The sequence below is a fragment of the Priestia koreensis genome, assembly GCF_022646885.1.
GTDB classification, from domain to species: Bacteria; Bacillota; Bacilli; order Bacillales; family Bacillaceae_H; genus Bacillus_AG; species Bacillus_AG koreensis_A.
Map to the genome: position 1 here is coordinate 2,923,449 of NZ_CP061868.1, position 17,541 is coordinate 2,940,989.

23 protein-coding genes are annotated in these 17,541 nt (G+C 42.6%); 9 read left to right on the top strand and 14 right to left on the bottom strand.

Annotation, left to right across the window (positions count from 1 at the left end):
- Positions 1-4: 4 nt before the first annotated feature.
- The 7 genes from IE339_RS15400 to IE339_RS15430 all read right to left on the bottom strand — a co-directional run bounded on the left by IE339_RS15400 (position 5) and on the right by IE339_RS15430 (position 6,088).
- Positions 5-1,150 carry an acyl-CoA dehydrogenase family protein gene (locus IE339_RS15400; RefSeq protein ID WP_242176214.1) on the bottom strand — a complete coding sequence of 382 codons (1,146 nt, stop codon included), beginning with the start codon at positions 1,148-1,150 and terminating at the stop codon, positions 5-7.
- A 43-nt stretch (positions 1,151-1,193) separates the two neighbouring features.
- Positions 1,194-1,961 carry a 3-hydroxyacyl-CoA dehydrogenase gene (locus IE339_RS15405; protein ID WP_242168912.1) on the bottom strand — a complete coding sequence of 256 codons (768 nt, stop codon included), beginning with the start codon at positions 1,959-1,961 and terminating at the stop codon, positions 1,194-1,196.
- A 164-nt stretch (positions 1,962-2,125) separates the two neighbouring features.
- Positions 2,126-2,428, bottom strand: coding sequence for a DUF3219 family protein (locus IE339_RS15410; RefSeq protein WP_242168914.1), 303 nt, complete (start codon positions 2,426-2,428; stop codon positions 2,126-2,128).
- Between the two features lie 25 nt (positions 2,429-2,453).
- Entirely contained in the window at positions 2,454-3,587 is a 1,134-nt protein-coding gene (locus IE339_RS15415; RefSeq protein WP_242168916.1) for an NADH-dependent flavin oxidoreductase, read from the bottom strand.
- Positions 3,588-3,615: 28 nt separating this feature from the next.
- The gene (locus IE339_RS15420) at positions 3,616-3,915 is read right to left on the bottom strand and encodes an iron-sulfur cluster assembly accessory protein (protein WP_242168917.1); all 300 of its coding nucleotides are present in this window, start codon (positions 3,913-3,915) and stop codon (positions 3,616-3,618) included.
- A 34-nt stretch (positions 3,916-3,949) separates the two neighbouring features.
- Positions 3,950-4,966, bottom strand: a complete 1,017-nt coding sequence (locus IE339_RS15425; RefSeq protein WP_242168919.1) for an LLM class flavin-dependent oxidoreductase — start codon at positions 4,964-4,966, stop codon at positions 3,950-3,952.
- Positions 4,967-5,086: 120 nt separating this feature from the next.
- The gene (locus tag IE339_RS15430; RefSeq protein ID WP_242168921.1) at positions 5,087-6,088 is read right to left on the bottom strand and encodes an LLM class flavin-dependent oxidoreductase; all 1,002 of its coding nucleotides are present in this window, start codon (positions 6,086-6,088) and stop codon (positions 5,087-5,089) included.
- A gap of 146 nt (positions 6,089-6,234) precedes the next feature.
- On the opposite strand from IE339_RS15430, the gene IE339_RS15435 reads away from it, so the two are divergent.
- Positions 6,235-6,522 (top strand): hypothetical protein, encoded by a 288-nt coding sequence (locus IE339_RS15435; protein ID WP_242168922.1) that lies wholly within the window; start codon positions 6,235-6,237, stop codon positions 6,520-6,522.
- A 66-nt stretch (positions 6,523-6,588) separates the two neighbouring features.
- On the top strand, positions 6,589-7,077 hold the full coding sequence (locus tag IE339_RS15440; RefSeq protein ID WP_242168924.1) for a YndM family protein: 489 nt from the start codon (positions 6,589-6,591) through the stop codon (positions 7,075-7,077).
- A 29-nt stretch (positions 7,078-7,106) separates the two neighbouring features.
- On the opposite strand, the gene IE339_RS15445 is transcribed toward IE339_RS15440, so the two are convergent.
- A complete protein-coding gene (locus IE339_RS15445) occupies positions 7,107-7,757 on the bottom strand; it encodes a nitroreductase family protein (RefSeq protein WP_242168926.1) in 651 nt (216 codons plus the stop codon).
- A 51-nt stretch (positions 7,758-7,808) separates the two neighbouring features.
- Positions 7,809-8,666 carry a VOC family protein gene (locus IE339_RS15450; protein ID WP_242168928.1) on the bottom strand — a complete coding sequence of 286 codons (858 nt, stop codon included), beginning with the start codon at positions 8,664-8,666 and terminating at the stop codon, positions 7,809-7,811.
- Positions 8,667-8,856: 190 nt separating this feature from the next.
- On the opposite strand from IE339_RS15450, the gene IE339_RS15455 reads away from it, so the two are divergent.
- From IE339_RS15455 to IE339_RS15475, 5 genes are all read left to right on the top strand, one after another.
- Complete coding sequence (locus tag IE339_RS15455) at positions 8,857-9,381, top strand: cupin domain-containing protein (RefSeq protein ID WP_242168930.1); 525 nt, start codon at positions 8,857-8,859, stop codon at positions 9,379-9,381.
- 73 nt (positions 9,382-9,454) lie between these two features.
- Positions 9,455-10,210 carry a TatD family hydrolase gene (locus tag IE339_RS15460; protein ID WP_242168932.1) on the top strand — a complete coding sequence of 252 codons (756 nt, stop codon included), beginning with the start codon at positions 9,455-9,457 and terminating at the stop codon, positions 10,208-10,210.
- 167 nt (positions 10,211-10,377) lie between these two features.
- The gene (locus tag IE339_RS15465) at positions 10,378-10,521 is read left to right on the top strand and encodes a hypothetical protein (RefSeq protein ID WP_242168934.1); all 144 of its coding nucleotides are present in this window, start codon (positions 10,378-10,380) and stop codon (positions 10,519-10,521) included.
- 123 nt (positions 10,522-10,644) lie between these two features.
- Complete coding sequence (locus tag IE339_RS15470) at positions 10,645-10,827, top strand: hypothetical protein (protein ID WP_242168936.1); 183 nt, start codon at positions 10,645-10,647, stop codon at positions 10,825-10,827.
- Positions 10,828-11,022, top strand: coding sequence for a YwbE family protein (locus IE339_RS15475; protein WP_053401342.1), 195 nt, complete (start codon positions 10,828-10,830; stop codon positions 11,020-11,022).
- A gap of 30 nt (positions 11,023-11,052) precedes the next feature.
- On the opposite strand, the gene IE339_RS15480 is transcribed toward IE339_RS15475, so the two are convergent.
- Positions 11,053-11,829, bottom strand: a complete 777-nt coding sequence (locus tag IE339_RS15480) for an HAD family hydrolase (protein ID WP_242168938.1) — start codon at positions 11,827-11,829, stop codon at positions 11,053-11,055.
- A gap of 410 nt (positions 11,830-12,239) precedes the next feature.
- Here IE339_RS15480 and IE339_RS15485 point away from each other — a divergent pair, with 410 nt between their 5' ends.
- The gene (locus IE339_RS15485) at positions 12,240-13,061 is read left to right on the top strand and encodes a Cof-type HAD-IIB family hydrolase (protein WP_242168940.1); all 822 of its coding nucleotides are present in this window, start codon (positions 12,240-12,242) and stop codon (positions 13,059-13,061) included.
- Between the two features lie 35 nt (positions 13,062-13,096).
- Here the strand turns inward: IE339_RS15485 and IE339_RS15490 are convergent, their stop codons facing one another.
- Complete coding sequence (locus tag IE339_RS15490; RefSeq protein WP_242168942.1) at positions 13,097-14,263, bottom strand: iron-containing alcohol dehydrogenase; 1,167 nt, start codon at positions 14,261-14,263, stop codon at positions 13,097-13,099.
- A gap of 369 nt (positions 14,264-14,632) precedes the next feature.
- Between IE339_RS15490 and IE339_RS15495 the strand changes: the two genes are divergently transcribed.
- A complete protein-coding gene (locus tag IE339_RS15495; protein ID WP_242168944.1) occupies positions 14,633-14,932 on the top strand; it encodes a hypothetical protein in 300 nt (99 codons plus the stop codon).
- Positions 14,933-14,968: 36 nt separating this feature from the next.
- Here IE339_RS15495 and IE339_RS15500 read toward each other — a convergent pair whose 3' ends face one another.
- The 3 genes from IE339_RS15500 to IE339_RS15510 all read right to left on the bottom strand — a co-directional run bounded on the left by IE339_RS15500 (position 14,969) and on the right by IE339_RS15510 (position 17,424).
- Complete coding sequence (locus tag IE339_RS15500) at positions 14,969-15,940, bottom strand: DMT family transporter (protein WP_242168946.1); 972 nt, start codon at positions 15,938-15,940, stop codon at positions 14,969-14,971.
- A gap of 8 nt (positions 15,941-15,948) precedes the next feature.
- Positions 15,949-16,605 (bottom strand): GntR family transcriptional regulator, encoded by a 657-nt coding sequence (locus IE339_RS15505; RefSeq protein ID WP_242168948.1) that lies wholly within the window; start codon positions 16,603-16,605, stop codon positions 15,949-15,951.
- 72 nt (positions 16,606-16,677) lie between these two features.
- Positions 16,678-17,424, bottom strand: coding sequence for a Cof-type HAD-IIB family hydrolase (locus IE339_RS15510; protein ID WP_242168950.1), 747 nt, complete (start codon positions 17,422-17,424; stop codon positions 16,678-16,680).
- Positions 17,425-17,541: the final 117 nt, after the last annotated feature.

Genomic DNA, 17,541 nt, shown 5'->3' on the forward strand with positions numbered 1-17,541 from the left:
CTTTCTATAAACCTACATTTTTGGCAATAATCGTTTTCATAATTTCATTGGTTCCTGCATAAATGCTTGCAACTGGAATGTCACGGTATCGTCTTGCAATCTCGTACTCTTCCATATATCCGTATCCGCCGTGTAGCTGCATGCATTCTGTCGCAATGTTTCGTGCTACTTCTGTTAGCTTCCACTTTGCCATTGATACTTTCGTCACAATGTCCTTTCCATTCATGTGATCAACAATAAGCTGGTCAATGAACGTTCTTCCCATCTCGACTTCTGTCGCCATTTCAGCAATTTTAAACTGCGTGTTTTGAAACTTGCTAATCGCCTTTCCAAAAGCTTCACGCTGCTTAATGTACTGAATGGTCTGATTTAGCATGGTCTCTGATGACACTTGTGCAGCTAGTGCTACAATCAACCGCTCCTGCTGCAGCTTTTCCATTAAATATTGAAATCCTTTTCCTTCTTGTCCAAGCAGGTTTTCTTTCGGTACAATACAATCTTCAAAGATTAGTTCTGCCGTATCTTGGCAGTGTAGTCCCACCTTATGTAGCTTTCGTCCTCTTGAAAAGCCTTGTGCATCTCGTTCAACAACAATAAGGCTAATTCCTTTGTGCTTGGGTACGGCATCCGGATCTGTTTTACACGCGACAATAACCAGATCACCATGGATACCATTTGTAATAAACGTTTTTTGACCATTTATCACATAATGATCGCCTTCACGCCTAGCCGTTGTTCGAATGTTGGCCAAATCTGATCCCGTTCCCGGCTCTGTCATAGCAATCGCTGTAATGATCTCCCCTGTGGCACTTTTCGGAAGCCAGCGTCTTTTTTGCTCGTCTGTTCCATAGGCGGTAATATACGGAATAACGATGTCGTTGTGAAGACTTATCCCAACAAGCCCCGAGCCTACTCGTTCTAGCTCTTCATTGATGATAACCGAAAATCCAAAATCAACGCCGCTTCCTCCGTACTTGTCGTCTACTTCTGGGCACAAGAAGCCATTGTCTCCAAGCTTTCGCCAAAACGACCTCGGAATCATCCGATCTTCTTCCCACTGCTCGTAATATGGATACGCCTCTTTGTCTAAAAATTTCCGAAGCGCACTCCTAAAAATCGTATGTTCCTTTTGAATATATAAGTGACTCAACATTATCACCCCATCTTTTTTGTAACCGTTATCATTTTTACCCTCACTTAGGCGCCATCCGGATTGCTCCGTCTAGACGAATCGTTTCACCGTTTAACATGATGTTTTCCACAATGCTTTTTACCAAATGCGCATATTCTTCTGGAAGCCCTAGACGAGAAGGAAACGGAACCGTCTTCCCAAGCGAAGTGCGTGCCTCTTCAGGAAGAGCATCAAACATCGGAGTATGAAATAAACCAGGTGCGATGCTAACAACGCGTATACCGTGAGACGCTAGTTCTCTCGCGATCGGAAGCGTCATTCCGACTACACCACCTTTTGACGCGCTGTAAGCAGCCTGCCCAATTTGTCCTTCATACGCTGCAACGGATGCGGTATTAATAATGAGACCTCTTTCGCCTTGATCTGATGGCTCATTACCAATCATTTTCTCAGCGGCTAGCCGAATGACGTTAAACGTGCCAATTAAGTTGATTGAAATGGTTCGTGAAAAGCTTTCTAACGAGTGTACACCACGCTTGCCTGCAACTTTTTCAGCAATGGCAATCCCAGCACAGTTCACAACTACATTCACCTCGCCCATCAGGTTCACTGCTTCCTGTAGCGCTTCCTGAACAGAATTCTCGCTCGTGACATCTGTTTTCACAAACCACACGCGATCTCCAAGCTCCTTACGTAACCGCTCAGCTTTTTCCTCTGCCACATCGGCAATGACTGCTTTTCCACCATTTTCGATAATCATTTTGATGGTTGCCTCACCAAGACCCGAAGCACCACCTGTTATAAATGCCCTACATTCATTTCCTTTCATGCCATCACTCCTTGTGAACGATAAAAATAGCTCTCTATTGTTCATTTTAAACTACTTCTCATCACTTTTGAAAGAAAATTAACTTAAAATTCTGATTTTTATTTTGTTGCGCGTATTTATCTTTTCAATAGAAAAGGCACTGCGCTCTCGCAGTGCCTTTAAACTTACGTTCGTTCTGTTAGCTCTACATAAAAGTCGCCAACGTTATTTGCTTCGTACAAATTCGTCACGGACGTAGAGTAATTGGTGATGGTTCCTTTAAATTGTAATGATTCCTTCGGTACTTCTACATCAAAATTTTGCTTGTAGAGTAACGTCGTAATATCATGGTACTCTTCCCCGCTTTTCACTTTAAATGAAAAGTGGACTTTGTGTAAGCTTTTATTTGTCGTGTAGTCCGTCACCGTTTCATGGTGAAAATCTGTACCCTGTATCGTTACTTCATTTAAACGAACTTCTGTTGTCATTGATGACACTCCTTTTTAAGAGAGATTAGTCAGCCATCGGGAACCAGCCTGGGGCATTTAAAATAGCTTGCCATAGCGGATCAGGAATAACTAGACGTTCTTGATCGTTTTTGCTGAGCTTCGTTACGATCTCTTGCTCTCTTCCTGTTTCTACTTTCTCTACCCAATCTGGATCAATAATTAACTCACGACCAATCGCAAGTAGCGGTACGCCGCTTTCTAACGCTTTGATCGCATCGTCTGCTGTGTAGATAGATCCAACACCCATTACAGGTACTTTGTGACCAACGCGCTCTTGGATAATTTCAAGACGAGAGCGTGTATCTTCTACACCACGTCGCGGGGCAGACCAATATTCCATTAATGATACGTGTAAGTAATCAAGTTTCTTTTCAGCTAGTGCATCAACAAGCGCAAGCGTATCTTTCATCGTAATACCAGGTGTTTCTGGCTCTTCCGGTGAGAAACGATATCCAACGATAAACGGTTCTTTTGCATGCTCTGCAACTACTTTTTCCACTTCTTCCACAACAGCTAGAGGGAACGCCATGCGATTTTCTAAGCTGCCTCCCCAACGGTCTTCACGACGGTTTGAGTGTGGAGAAAAGAATTGTTGAATAAGATAACCATTTGCTCCGTGTAGCTCAACACCATCAAACCCTGCTTCAATTGCACGTCGAGTTGTTTCACCAAAATCACGGATGATGGATTGAATTTCTTCTTCTGTAAGCGCACGTGGTGTTGGAAGATCTCCTGCGCCGCGTGGATTCTCAGCAGGTACAGCACTTGCACTTAAAATTTCGCCGTTCGGTACAAGGTTTGGCGGACATAAGCGACCACCGTGGAAAATTTGAAGCACAGCTTTTGCTCCTTGATCTTTAATCGCCGTTGCAAGACGACGAAGACTTGGGATCATGTCATCCGTATGTCCTGCAAATTCCCCAGGAAACCCTTTACCTGTGTCTGTTACATACGTACAAGCAGTAATGACCATACCCACACCTTTTGAGCGGCGGATGTAGTAGTTTACTTCTGCATCTGATACCGTTCCATCTTCATTTGATGAAAAGTTTGTCATTGGTGCGAGTGAAAGGCGGTTTTTTACCTCAACGTTACCAATTGTATATGGTTGAAATAGCGGTGCATATTTTTCGTTCATTGTTTCTCCTCCAGTGCGTTCTGTTGTATTAATGGTGATGATGTCCTTTTTGTGAGTTTGTAATAACAAACCCTTCTTGTGGCACGTAGAAATATTGAATCCAGACGCCATCTAGGAACTCTTCACGCGTATCTAAAAGCACATCAATATCTTTGTCTGTTTTAACAATTTCATCGTGCTCTGTTGGTGTATCAAGCGAAAGATCATAATGTGCGTGATCTCCGTGCATTTCTGTAACAATGACGCGGATCATTTTTCCTTCTGCTTCTTCACTTTCAAGCATTTTCTTGATCTGCTTTGCTGCATTGCGGTTAATTTTACAGTTCATGTTCGTCATCTCCTAGTATCATTTGTAAAAGAGTTTATTTTCCTTTGGCAAGCTCTGCGACAATTTCGTATGAACGTAGACGTTCCTGATGATCAAAGATTTGTGCATTGACCATCACCTCGTCCGCCTGTGTAGCTGCTAGGAAACCTTCAAGCTTCTCTTTTACTTTTTCTGGACTTCCTACGATTGAAGCGCCTAACTGACGCTGAATCGCTGCTTTTTCATAGTCACTCCATAAGTATTCCATATTTTCAACAGGAGGATTCAGCGGGCCTGAACGTCCGCGTACTAAGTTTAAGAATTGTTGTTGCATCGATGTCGCTAAGAATTTCGCCTTCTCATCTGTGTCAGCCGCAATTACGTTCGCCCCAACCATCGCATACGGTTTATCAAGTACTTCTGATGGTCGGAAACTGTCACGATAAAGCTGAAGTGCCGTTAACGTGTAGTCTGGTGAAAAATGACTTGCAAATGCAAACGGAAGACCAAGCTGCCCCGCTAACTGAGCGCTAAATCCGCTTGAGCCTAATAGCCAAATTGGTACATTAAGTCCTTCACCTGGAATGGCACGCACAGGACCTCTTTCCGTTGGATTAAAATACTCACGAAGCTCATCAAGCTGATCTGGGAAATCTTCTCCCGTACTGTGTAAGTCACGGCGAAGAGCACGTGCCGTTACTTGATCTGTTCCTGGTGCGCGCCCGAGTCCTAGATCAATGCGTCCTGGATAAAGAGATTCAAGCGTACCGAACTGCTCGGCAATAACGAGCGGTGAGTGGTTTGGTAGCATAATTCCACCGGACCCGACGCGGATTTTTGATGTTCCGCCTGCAACGTGTCCAATAACTACTGCGGTTGCAGAGCTTGCAATCCCCGCCATGTTATGATGCTCTGCTAGCCAGTAGCGGTTATAGCCCCACTTCTCTGCGTGTTGTGCAAGGTCTAACGTATTTTGTAGCGATTGACCCGCGCTTCCTCCGACAACGATCGGTGAAAGATCCAAAACGGACCATTTTGCTTCATTTAACTTTCCTTGTTTTTTTTCTGACATTAGAAATCCCCCTTCTTCTGTCTACATGTGACAGAGAGTTCTTTCGCGTTTTTATCCACATTTCATTTCTGTTTTTTTATCACCAAGTTATTATATCAACTTTTATTGATGCAACAAAATTTAATGCTTATTAAGCTCATTGACGATCAATTCATACGAACGAAGGCGTGCTTCATACGTCGGTGTAATTGTCACGATCATCATTTCATCCGCTTGATAAGTTTGTTGAAGACTCTTTAGCGTACGTACGACCTCTTTTGGATTTCCTACAATACTTTTTTGTTTCATATCTTTAATGGACTCCTGTTCTTTGTCCGAAAAAGAATAGTTTCGGGCTTCTTCCATAGACGGAATACCACTTGTAGATTTCCCTGTTTCCTGCTGAAGCTGCCATAAGTAACCACTCATCGCTAGTTGCTCCGCTTCCTCTGTTGTTTCGGCACAGATCACGGATACGGTGACGATTATTTGCGGGCTTTTCAACGTCCGCTTCGGCTCAAACTCTCTCTTGTACTGCTGTGTAATTTCTTTTCCATCTTTCTGGCTCATAAAATGTCCAAACGTGTAGGGTAGCCCATTCTCTGCGGCCATTTTTGCGCTTTTTCCACTTGTTCCAAGTATCCATGGCTGCGGTAGCACGCTCGGCACAGGAGAAGGAGCAATTTTTGAAAACATATGATCCTTCGGAAAATCGTGATCGAAAAATTGAAGAAGCTCTTTCACCTTATCAGGAAGCATTCGAACTTGCTCCAAATAGTTGTCTGATAGCGCCATCGTGGCCTCGGCCGATCCTCCAGGTGCTCGTCCGATTCCTACATCAATTCGATTTGGAAACAGCGTTGCAAGCATGTTATAGGTTTCTGCTACTTTATACGGTTTGTAGTGCGGCAGCAGGACCGCCCCAGCACCGATACGAATGGTAGATGTCTGAGCACCGATATAGCTAAGCATGACATCAGGGTTTGAGCAAGCAAGACCCTTTAAATCGTGATGCTCAGCAATCCAGTAACGCTCATATCCCCACCGTTCGCCTGCCTGCGCAAGACGTAACGACTGTTGTAGCGCCTCTGTTTGCGTGCCGTTTGCTAGCACGGGGGACTGATCTAATATACTAACTTTCATACGGACCCTTCTTTCCCTTTATCTCCTGTCTTTATCATATATCACGCATCATCAGAGTAAAAACAATCTGTTTGATTCCATGCTTTTAAAATTCGGTCTTCTCGGATACCCTAATAAAAAATTTGTTTTTCAAAGGTGATTACGCCATGAACTTTCCAATAATCCATACGAACTTTTGGGATGCCGTTATTGGAATCCCCCTTGTATTAGTGTTCACGCAGCTCATTAAGTTATTTTTCCCGATTCCAAAACCCATCATTCCAACAATTGCGTTAATTCTAGGACTGCTTTTTTCTATTTTATTTGCTCATCCACATAGCCTCATTTCAGGCATCTTTATGGGCTATTTTTATGGTTACGCGGCAATCGGAAGTTATGCTGGCTTAAAGACGTCCATTACCGCTTTTCGTCGGGATAAAAAACATTACTATTAGCGAAGTAAGATGTATGAATTTCTCGCTTTTAACCAACAATAGGTAACAGATTAGGAGGTTGTACACATGAAACATATGACGGCTGTTTTAGTTAAATTTGTTGCTGCACTGATTGCATTTGCAGTTGGGTTGGATCTTTTCTTTAGCGCAACGATTGTCGATATCGTAACGTTCGCCTTTATTGTTACGTTCTTTTCTTATATGCTTGTTGAACGTGTTATTCTTCCGAAGCTTGGGAGCATGGCTGCGACCATTGTCGACTTCACGTTTACTTATATGAGCGTGTGGATCTTCGGAAGTATCTTATTGAATAACTACATGCAAGTAGCATGGGGAAGCATTATCTCAGCAGTAATCGTTACCTCTGTTGAAGTATTCGTTCACCGTTATTTATCAGATACCACATTAGATGAGCATATTGAAACGAGTGCTCCGTCTGTATTTAGCCCAAACTTGGCTTATGGAACAGAATTCGCTGAGGATCATGATATGGATAAACGAGCACTGTTGAACAAAGAACGTGTGGAAGAAAAGAATGAAGAAAAAGAAAAATGAGCTGATCGGCATTGATCAGCTCATTTTTCTTATTTAAAGTATTTCACACGGTCTTCTAAAGCTGAAAATTGCTTTTCTCCTGCAGGTGCGACCGGCTTTCCAAAAGGCATTTGCGCAATGAGCTTCCATTCAAATGGAATCCCCCACTCTGCTTTTACTTCATCATCAATGATTGGATTATAGTGCTGAAGCGTTGCGCCAAATCCTTCTACTTCGAGTGCTGTCCATACAACATACTGAAGCATACCAGAGGACTGCTGTGACCAAATAGGGAAATTCTCTTGATACGCTGGGAATTGCTCCTGTAGGCCTTCCACTACTCGCTGATCTTCAAAAAATAGGACCGTTCCATAACCGTTACCAAACGCCGTCATTTTTTCCTGTGTCGGAGCAAAGTTATCAGCTGGTACGATCGTACGGAGCGTTTCCGTTGTGAGATCCCACAGCTTATCATGATGTTGGCCTAACAGAACCACTACACGAGCGCTTTGAGAATTAAAAGCAGACGGCGTATGTTTTACCGCAAAATCAACGACTTCTTGAATACGCTCATCCGACACTACTCTTTCTTTGCTAATGCCATAAATGGAGCGACGCTGCTGAACGACTTCATAAAAATCCTTTTTTCCTTCTGTTGTTTTTGGTTGTTCTTCTCCGAATAATTTAGTGAAAAAACCCATTTAAATAACCACCTTTTTATTATTTTTTCTAAGCTTCGCTGTTCTATTCGATTAATGATGAACGACTAAGTGAATGTGCGTGCCAGAAGGATCTGATGTAATGAACGTATCTCCTTCTACTGTCACAGATCCTCCTACTGCTTCCATTCCTTTTAGAGCTGCGCTTCTTGCTTCTTCTGTTGGAAAAACGAGCTGAAACCATTTCACGCCAACACTGTTTTCCGAAGGAGCGGGTGCCCCGATGCCATTCCATACGTTGAGCCCAATATGATGGTGGTATCCTCCCGTTGAAATGAACAGTGCTTGACTTCCATATTCAGCAACGACGTCAAACCCTAAACCATCACAATAAAAGGTTTGAGCTTCCTGTAAGTTCGCTACGTGTAAATGGATGTGGCCCATCACCGTTCCCTTTGGAAGTCCGTTCCATGCCGTTCCTTCTGTTTCAGTAAGCAACCCTTCCGCATCAAGTGGAGCAGTCGCCATTTCAACTTGATCACCTTGCCACTTCCAATCATGATCATCTCGATCACGATAAATTTCAATGCCATTTCCATCTGGATCAGCTAGGTAAATCGCTTCACTTACAAGATGATCAGAAGCTCCTTGCAACGGATAGCCGCTTTTTAATAGGTGCACCAAAGCACGGGCTAGGTCAGAGCGAGTTGGCAATAAAATCGCAAAATGATAAAGCCCTGCTCGACGCGGCTCTTTTGCTGCAACTCCAGCAGGCTGTTCGATGGTTAGAAGCGCTGTTTGACCGTCTGCTGTGAGCGTAATTTGCTTCGCTTGTTCCTCTAATACACGAAAGCCGATGATGTCTTGATAAAACGTGAGTGAACGCTGTAAATCTTGGACAAGTAAATGTGTGTGGCCGACATACGTATGAGGTGGACGCTGAAATTTCATTCTAAATAAGTCTCCCTTTTTGATTCGTTTTTATTTTGTGTTCACCAACTTACTTTATGTAAGTAAGTATATATAAGTAATTGATATATTTCAACAAAAAAATATTTTTATTTAAAGATATTTTATTGAAACGTTTTATTTTGGCTTATTTTAGGGAAAAAGAATGATAAAATTTTAATGAGGTGATCCGATGGACAATGTACAAACGCTATTTTTTAAAGATGATGGCACCATTCCAAATAACCCTCTCTTGCCTGTTCTTATTTACCACGACATGCTTGGAAAAAAGTCTGTAGAGGTAGAAAGCATTTTTAATCAATGCTCTTGGCTCAATAGCTGGACAAACGGTATTTTCAACTACCATCATTATCACAGTAACGCCCACGAAGTATTAGGAGTTATCAAAGGACATGCGACGGTTCAGTTAGGTGGAGAATCAGGAAAAACGCTTGCCATTAAATCCGGTGACGTGATCGTTTTGCCCGCTGGTACGGGACACAAGCTAATAGAATCAAGCGATGAATTTAAGGTAGCAGGAGCATATCCGAATGGTATGAGCTACGATGTAAAAACGGACCAATCAGAAGGCTCAGATAAGATTTTTAGACGAATTAAGCAGGTCCCACTACCCAAAACGGACCCAATTTTCGGAAAGGAAGGTCCACTCCTTCATCACTGGAATCCGACTCGCGGAGAAAATGGCTTCTCTTTATAGGGTGAAGCAAAATAAATGGCACAAAGCATTTGCTGTGCTATGCTTTTAGAAAACGGTAGTAAGGAGTCTCAGTATGTATGATGCACATATTCATTTAGATCAATATCCTGATGTTGATCGCTCCATTGCACAGTGGCAGGAAGCGGGCGTAAAAGGGGTCGTTGCAGTTTCGACGAACTTGCGTTCAAGCTATGATACGCTTTTACTAAAACAAAAATACCCTGATTTTATTACAGCAGCCATCGGCTTTCATCCTGAGGAGGCTCTTCCTTCTGTACAGGATGTGACGGAATGGAAAAGTCTTCTCCTAAAAGAACGATCCCTTATTTCTGCAATCGGTGAAGTTGGACTCCCTTATTACTCAGCGTTTTCCAATGACCTCCCTTCCTATCTTCCTTTTTTAGAAGACATGATGATGCTAGCAAATGAGTATGAACTCCCTATCATCCTTCATGCCGTCCATTCAGGAGCACCCATTGCTTTTGATCTTTTACGAAAGCACGGCGTAAAAAACGCTCATTTTCATTGGTTAAAAGCAAGATCTGCAGTCGTAAAGCAAATCGTGGAAGCCGGTTATTATGTTTCAGTCACACCCGAAGTTTGTTATCGCGAGCGTGATCAGCTTCTCGCTAAACGCGTTCCTCTTTCACAACTTCTAGCGGAAACAGATGGACCATGGCCTTTTGACGGCCCTTTCAAAAATCGACCTACTTCGCCAATATTATTGAAAGAAAGTATTTTAACTCTTTCGCGTTTGCTCGAAAAACCTGTTCACGAAGTTGAGGCACATTTAGCAAGCAATGTCCGCGAACTTTTTTTCTGCAAATAAAATCGATAAAGAATAGAAGAGTTTCCATTAGGAAATACATATACTAATAGAAACAGCAGAAATAAAGTGGCAGAAAATCTTGCAAAGCATTAGATTTTATTGAATTTTCAGTATATAATAAAGCTATAGAGAAATAACGTGATGGAAAAAGAAAGGAGGCTATTCAAATGGTCTTAAAATGGACTCGCAGACAACCGTCTGACCTAACCGTAGATGAGCGGCACATAAAACGATTGGAACGAGAGCGTGAACGTGAGCAAGTTTTAGCTGATTATTTGGAAGAACAGCTCAGTCCAAAAGATGAAGAGTAAAGAAATCAGGCTGTCATTTTGATGGTCTGTTTTTTTCTTCCGGAAAACAAAGGTGTTTTCTGAGCGGAATTGAATTATAATTGATGTGAGAACATTATATTTCATGGTAGGGAGAATAAACGAATGTCAAATGCAGATCAACCGAAAAAAGTCAGCCTACAAGAGCTGATGAAACAAAAACTTGCAGATAAACAGCAAACGAAAAATGCTGGTCAAGGACATAAAATGGCAGCGAAATCGGCTCAGCCTCTTCAAAGTCAGCAAACGAAAAAGCGCAACAATCAACGAAAGCGTACGGGTGTATAAATGAACGGACAGCAGAGAGCAAACATCAAGCCCGGAATTCAAGTCAATATTGTACTAAAACAAGATCAGCGTACGGGCAAGCTTACGAATGGCGTCGTTAAGGATATTTTAACGAACTCAAGCTTTCATCCGCACGGAATTAAAGTTCGCCTTCAGGACGGACAAGTTGGTCGAGTGCAAGAAATTATTCAATAAAAAAAGTGAGGAGCTCCTCACTTTTTTTATTTAGGCTAGTATTCCTAGCAATTCTTCTAAATGGGTAATTTCATATGTAGGAATAACTTCGTTACGCTCCTTTTGGTGACGGTTAATCCAAACTGATCGAATTCCCGCCCGATTTGCACCTAAAATATCCGTCATCAAATTATCACCGACCATCAACGCTTCTTCCTTCTCAATGCCTAACTTCTCTAGCGCATGTTCAAAAATAGCTGGATCTGGTTTCCCTCTCCCAAAGTCTCCTGAAATGATGACGTGATCAAAGTAAGGTCTAATTTCAGGCGTAATCGTAAGCTTCGTATTTTGCAAATGTGGAGAGCCATTTGTTAAAAGTAACAGCTGGTAATTCCCTTTTAGCTGACTTAACACCTCGAACGTTTCCTCATATACAAACGGATGCTTACGGCGCTCTAATGGAAAGCGCTCCGCTAGTTCCTCCCCAAATGTAGGATCATCAATGCCTATCGCTTGGAGACCCCTCGTCCACGCTTCCTTTCGATAAGACGGTACGAGCTCTTTCATTTTTTGAAATGATTCGTGATCATCCGAAAATTCTCCCCATAGTCCTTCGAATGGGTTGATCCCAATTAGCTGTGTAAACGAGTACGTCTCATAAGACGAGTAAAGATCACGCGCTTCTTTTCGAACGGCGTCTTCTAGCACACTCGGATCTACTCCGTACCTTTCCTCTGCAACCTTACACGTTTCTTCAAATGCAATCTGCACACTTTTCTGATCCCAAAGGAGCGTATCATCTAAGTCGAATATAACTGCTTTAATCATCTGTCTCTCCCCCGCTCATAATTTTTTTACTATTCAAATAATAGACTACTTTTAGATGACAGACAAGATGAAGTTACATGACTTTCCGAGTTAAGTTTTCAGGACTGTCTATATAAAACCAATAAAAATGCAAATAAAAAGACGCCTGTACGTGACAGACGTCTTTGATGCGTTCGAGGCGGAGACCGTGTGACCACATTCACACGTTTATCCCGAAGGAATATCGTCCGTCTTACACGAATTAGCTCATCGCTTGATTAATATAACACCTTTTCATTTGAAAGACAAGCTAATTTCGTATTTTTTTCCTCATATGCCGAACATTCTCCTTATGAACATCTATACAAGCCCTCGGTTCAGTGTTAGGATTAACAATCATAACTACTACAAACAGAGGAGAAATGTCATCGATGGAATATAAAATGATTGTACTAGATCTTGATGATACATTATTACGTGATGATCAAACCGTTTCCCCCCGCACAAAGGAAGCGTTAATGAAAGCACAAGAAGCAGGTGTGAAGGTTGTTTTAGCTTCTGGCCGCCCGACTTATGGAATGGAATGGGTCGCAGAAGAGCTACAGCTTGAGAAGTATGGAAGCTTTATTCTTTCGTTTAACGGAGCAAAAATTATTAACTGCCGTACGAAAGAAGAGCTATTTAGCAGCACTCTATCTCCTAAAACCGTGAAACACCTATACGAATTAAGTCAGCGTGAAAACGTTGGTATTCATACGTATGTTGGAAATGAAATTTTTACAGAAGTTGAAAATCCTTATAGTGATATTGAAAGCGACTTAACAGGATTACCTGTCAAAATTGTGGACGATTTTGCAAAGGCTGTAACAGAACCCGTGGTAAAAGTTCTAATGCTTGAAGAAGCCGAAAAGCTCGCAAAAGTAGAAGAAACGCTCCAAAAAGAACTAGAAGGCAAACTTAGCGTCATGCGCTCTAAACCGTTTTTCCTTGAATTTACGGAAGCAGGCGTCACAAAAGGTACAAGCCTTCACCAGCTCATTACGGAACTTGGCATTAAGCAAGAAGAAGTAATCGCAATGGGCGATAGCTATAATGACCTTGCGATGATTGAATTCGCTGGTCTTGGTGTCGCAATGGGCAACGCGCCTGATGATATTAAAGAAAAAGCAAACTATGTAACAGATACAAATATGAATGACGGCGTAGCCAAAGTAGTCGAAGACTTTATTTTAAAAGTGGCTTCTCATTCATAAGTAAAAAGGTCGATGAATGACTCATCGACCTTTTTTTATTGTCCGTAAAACGCAGCTGTATAAATGGCTTGAATATCCTTTTGTTCAAGTGGCATAGGACTACGAGCTAATAGTCTCGTCTGCTTTGTCGCATCATTTGTCAACGGCTCAATCGCTGATTCTGGGATTTGAAACTCACGAAGCGTAGTCGGTATTCCAATATCGTGAACAAGCTGCTTTAGAAGCTCCACACATTGAATAGACGCTTCTTCTTCAGATTGAACGACTGCTCCTGGCTCTAGCGCTTGAAGCACGTCTGCCAATCGTTTCGTCGCCCGACTTCGAATATAGTCCATTACATATGGAAGTAGAACAGCATTCGATTCTCCGTGTGCGAGATGGAATTGTCCACCTAACGGATATGCGAGCGCATGAACGCCGCCAACGCCTGCATTAAAAAAAGCAAGACCAGCAAGATAGCTTCCGTAGCTCATATCACTTCTTGCTTCACGGTTGCTACCATCCGCTACAGCCGTTCGGATAGAACGGTTAATGAGCTTAATCGCGTGTAGTGCTAGTCCGTCTGTAACCGGATTTCCTTGTGTGGATAAATATGCTTCGATGGCATGTGTGAGGGCGTCCACTCCCGTTGCTGCTGTGACGCGTGCCGGTACGGATAGCGTCAGCTCAGGATCGACAATCGCAATGTCTGCTAAAAGATGCGAGTGCGTTACTACATCCTTTGTCGACTCAAGTGATAGCACAGATATATTGGTCACTTCAGATCCTGTTCCTGACGTTGTAGGGATTAAAATTTTTGGAACCCCTTTTTGCGTCATTTCTCTCGTTCCTGTGAGATTGAGGTAGTCTTTTACTTTTCCCTCATGAACAGACAACACAGCGGTGAGCTTTGCTAAATCGAGCGCGCTACCTCCACCAATTCCAACAACAAGATCAACCTGTTTCGAGCGCGTAAACGAAACAAGCTTTTCCCCTACTTCTAGCGGTGGCTCAGGGGAAATGTCTGTATACACCTCAACATGATAGTTCGCTTGTAACAGCGGTTCGATCACTTTATGTACGAGTCCAATCTCTTCTAAAACGGGATCAGTCACCACTAGTATGGACGCTGGTGCCATCTCTTGCACAATCGAAAGCAACTTTTGACTTGATCCCCACCCTGTATGATTAACAGGCGTAAATGCTAACGTAGCTGTATTCATACGCATTCCTCCTCCTTATCTTCCTATACACTTCGAAGCGTGACGACGTGATTCCTCTATTTTGCAGCCTAGCAACGAATTTTGTGCGCATTTTGCTACAGGCGCAATTGTATTACTGCTATCTAATTTCCCTTATTCACAAATAGCTACACTTTTGTAGACCGTTTTTCTATTTTTATCGATCGTTTTTAAGGTTCGATCCCTCATTTTTATAATTCAATCAATCGCTTTCTCCCGTTTATCGGCTATTTTCCACCTCCGCTCGCACAACGCTCATTCTTACCGCTATAAACATACCTTCCTTTTGGCAAAGCGTTTCCGTACATGCTACAATAGGACAATCCTATTTTTAGAAGAGGGATGATGGTTATGGCATTTGGAATTAAGCGTGCGGAGTTAGTGGCGTGGAAGAAAAAAGTACGCAGCGGAGAGATTGCTTTTCTTACCCATTACTGGATTGATGATCGGTTTCCAGGAGCGCATACGGTGACAAAGGTTGGCTGTGCTGATCTTAATAAGTTAATTGAGTGGGGCAAAAAGTACGATATTCCTGCAAAATATATTCATCATCAGGAGGGATATCCGCATTTTGATCTTCTTGGTGATCGACAGGTGGATATCTTATCGAAGGAAAATATGCTCCACCAGTTAGAGCGATTTCAACATTAACAAAAAGAGCCGGTTGCATTGCAAACCGACTCTTTTTTACTGTGCAACGCCTTTAGTGGCTGAAACAGCTACGGGCTTATTGGACAAATAGCTGTGTAGTACCATCCCTACAATGACAAGCATCATGCCGAGCCAAGAAAAAAGAGACGGGAGTGGAGCTGAGAGAACGAATACTTCTCCAATGAGGGCAAAAAGGACTTCAATGGACTGCGTAGCTTCAACAGCTGCAAGCTTCTGCATGTTTCCTCTCACCATATCAGTCGCGCGGAAAAATAGAACCGTTGCAATGACCCCAGAGGATACCGCTACTAGTAAAGCTTGAACGCTTTGCTGACCTGTTGGTGGACCTTCGACTATAAAACCATATAGAGAAAGTAGTAGCCAAAGCGGAAGGCTCGCAAGCGTCATTCCAAGCACGCGCTGATACGGGTCCAGACGCCCCTCGCAAACCTCCATCATTTTTCGATTTCCAAGTGGATAGGCAAAAGATGCTACCAAAACAGGAATCACACCAAGTAAAAGAGCGACACCTGACAACTCTTTTGCTTGCTCCATTTGCATAATGGCGATCCCTAGCAAAATAATGAGCGACATACTAAGCCCTCGAAAGGAAATTCCTCCCCGTATTTTTACTACTCCGTCGTCCAAAGAACGAAGCTCATAAAAGAGCGGTGCAAGCAGTGCCCCTGAAATGATGGTTACTTGCCATGTACCAGCAATAAGCCAACCGGGCGAATAAGCAGCGGCATAGCAAAGCGGTCCATAAAACAATCCGAATCCGACAAAGCTCCATATGATCCAGGAAAGAAGGTTTCTTTTCATCTCAATCAACAGGGCTCCAAAATTCCGTCTAGCGAGCACAATGACGAGTAGAAAAGGAATCATAAAGATGTAACGTAAGGACGCACTCCAGATCCAACTGCCTCCTGATAGTTCCATTGATCGATTTAATACAAAGGTAAATGCAAAAAAGAAAGCTGCGCCAACTCCAATGAAGATTGGTTTCATTGCCGTTTTCATCTCCCTTCTGTCATAAACTTGCCCAAGCTAAGCCAGTTGTTTTCGATTAGCTGAACCACTTTTTCATACTCCTCATTTTGGCACGCGCTTATGATCATCTCATGTTGATGTACGGACTGTTTCCCACCTTCTGCTGAAAACTGTGATACTTCTAGTCGCTGTACCTTTGGAATGACTGCTTGAAGTGCACGACTAATTTCTGGATTTCCTGCCGCTTCTAAAAACACACCGTGAAATTGCTCATCTACTTCAATTGCACGCATGGCATCTTTCTCTTGAATGGCTTGTTTGAGCTCCTCATTTTTTCTTTGAAGTTTTTCCACATCACTCGCCTGTAATTTCGAGCATGAGAGCCTAGCTGCAAGTGCATGTAGCGCTGCCACAACGGTAAAAGCGTGCTCTGCCTCCTTCGTATTTAATGGTGTAACACGGGTATAGGACCCTGGGAAGGATTCGACAAGCCGTTCGTCTTCTAAGCGCTTTAACGCTTCCCTCACAGGTGTTCGACTCACCGCAAACTGCTCTGCTAGTTCTTGATCGTAAAGTCTTTGTTCTGGAGCGAGTTCAAGAGTAATAATTGCTTTTTTTAATGTTTCGTACACTTCATCTCGAAGTGATCGCCGTTGAATCGGTTTCATATGATTGTTTTTCATAAAACCAATATATCGCATATCCCATTTTATAACAATAAAAAAGAGAAGGGTTTCTCCTTCTCCGTGTTACGTTTATAGCGCCCAGTGCTCAATTGCCTTTGCTACTCCGTCTTCTACGTTTGTTGCGGTTACCCAATTTGCTTCTTCTTTAACAAGATCTTGGGCATTTCCCATCGCAACGCCCACGCCGGCAGCTTTGATCATGGCAAGGTCATTTAAGCTGTCGCCCATCGCCATCACATTATCAAGCGTAATGCCTAGCTTTTCGCTAATTGTTTCAAGTGCCTTCGCTTTATTAATTCCGACTGCGTTGACTTCAATATTTGTTGGACTAGAATTACTCACTTCTAGCTCAGGGTTTTGTGTGAGTTCATCTAAAATGACTTTTCGAATCTCATCGTCCTGTACGTCAAAACCATATTTTAACCATTCATGATCCGTAATGTTCTCCGGAAATTCTCCGCGCCATACTTTGTCCGTTGTTACGGCCCAAAAATGCGTATTGTGCGTGTTGGTTAAGCTATGCATCGTTTCAATATGATTGCTAGACAGTGTGTTTCGTTCAATTAACTGATCGTTGCTGTCCCAAATCTCACTACCGTTAACCGTAATTATGTAAGAGGTAAGTTTCAATGATTTCGCGAAATGTCGACACGTTGTAATAGATCTCCCGGTACTAAGAACCACATAAATCCCTTTTTCCTGTGCTTTTGCAATCGCTGTTCGGTTTCCTTCTGAAATCTCACCTTCGTTATTTAAAAGCGTTCCATCCATATCCAATGCGATCAGTTTAATGTCTTTTTTTGTTTTTTCCATCATTTTGCACTCCCTTTTCTCCAAACTCTTAAAACGTATACATGTTTTCATTAACCCTAGTCATTGCTTAAGCTACGCTAGACAAAGCATCTTTATATCTTTACCCTAACACATCCTTTT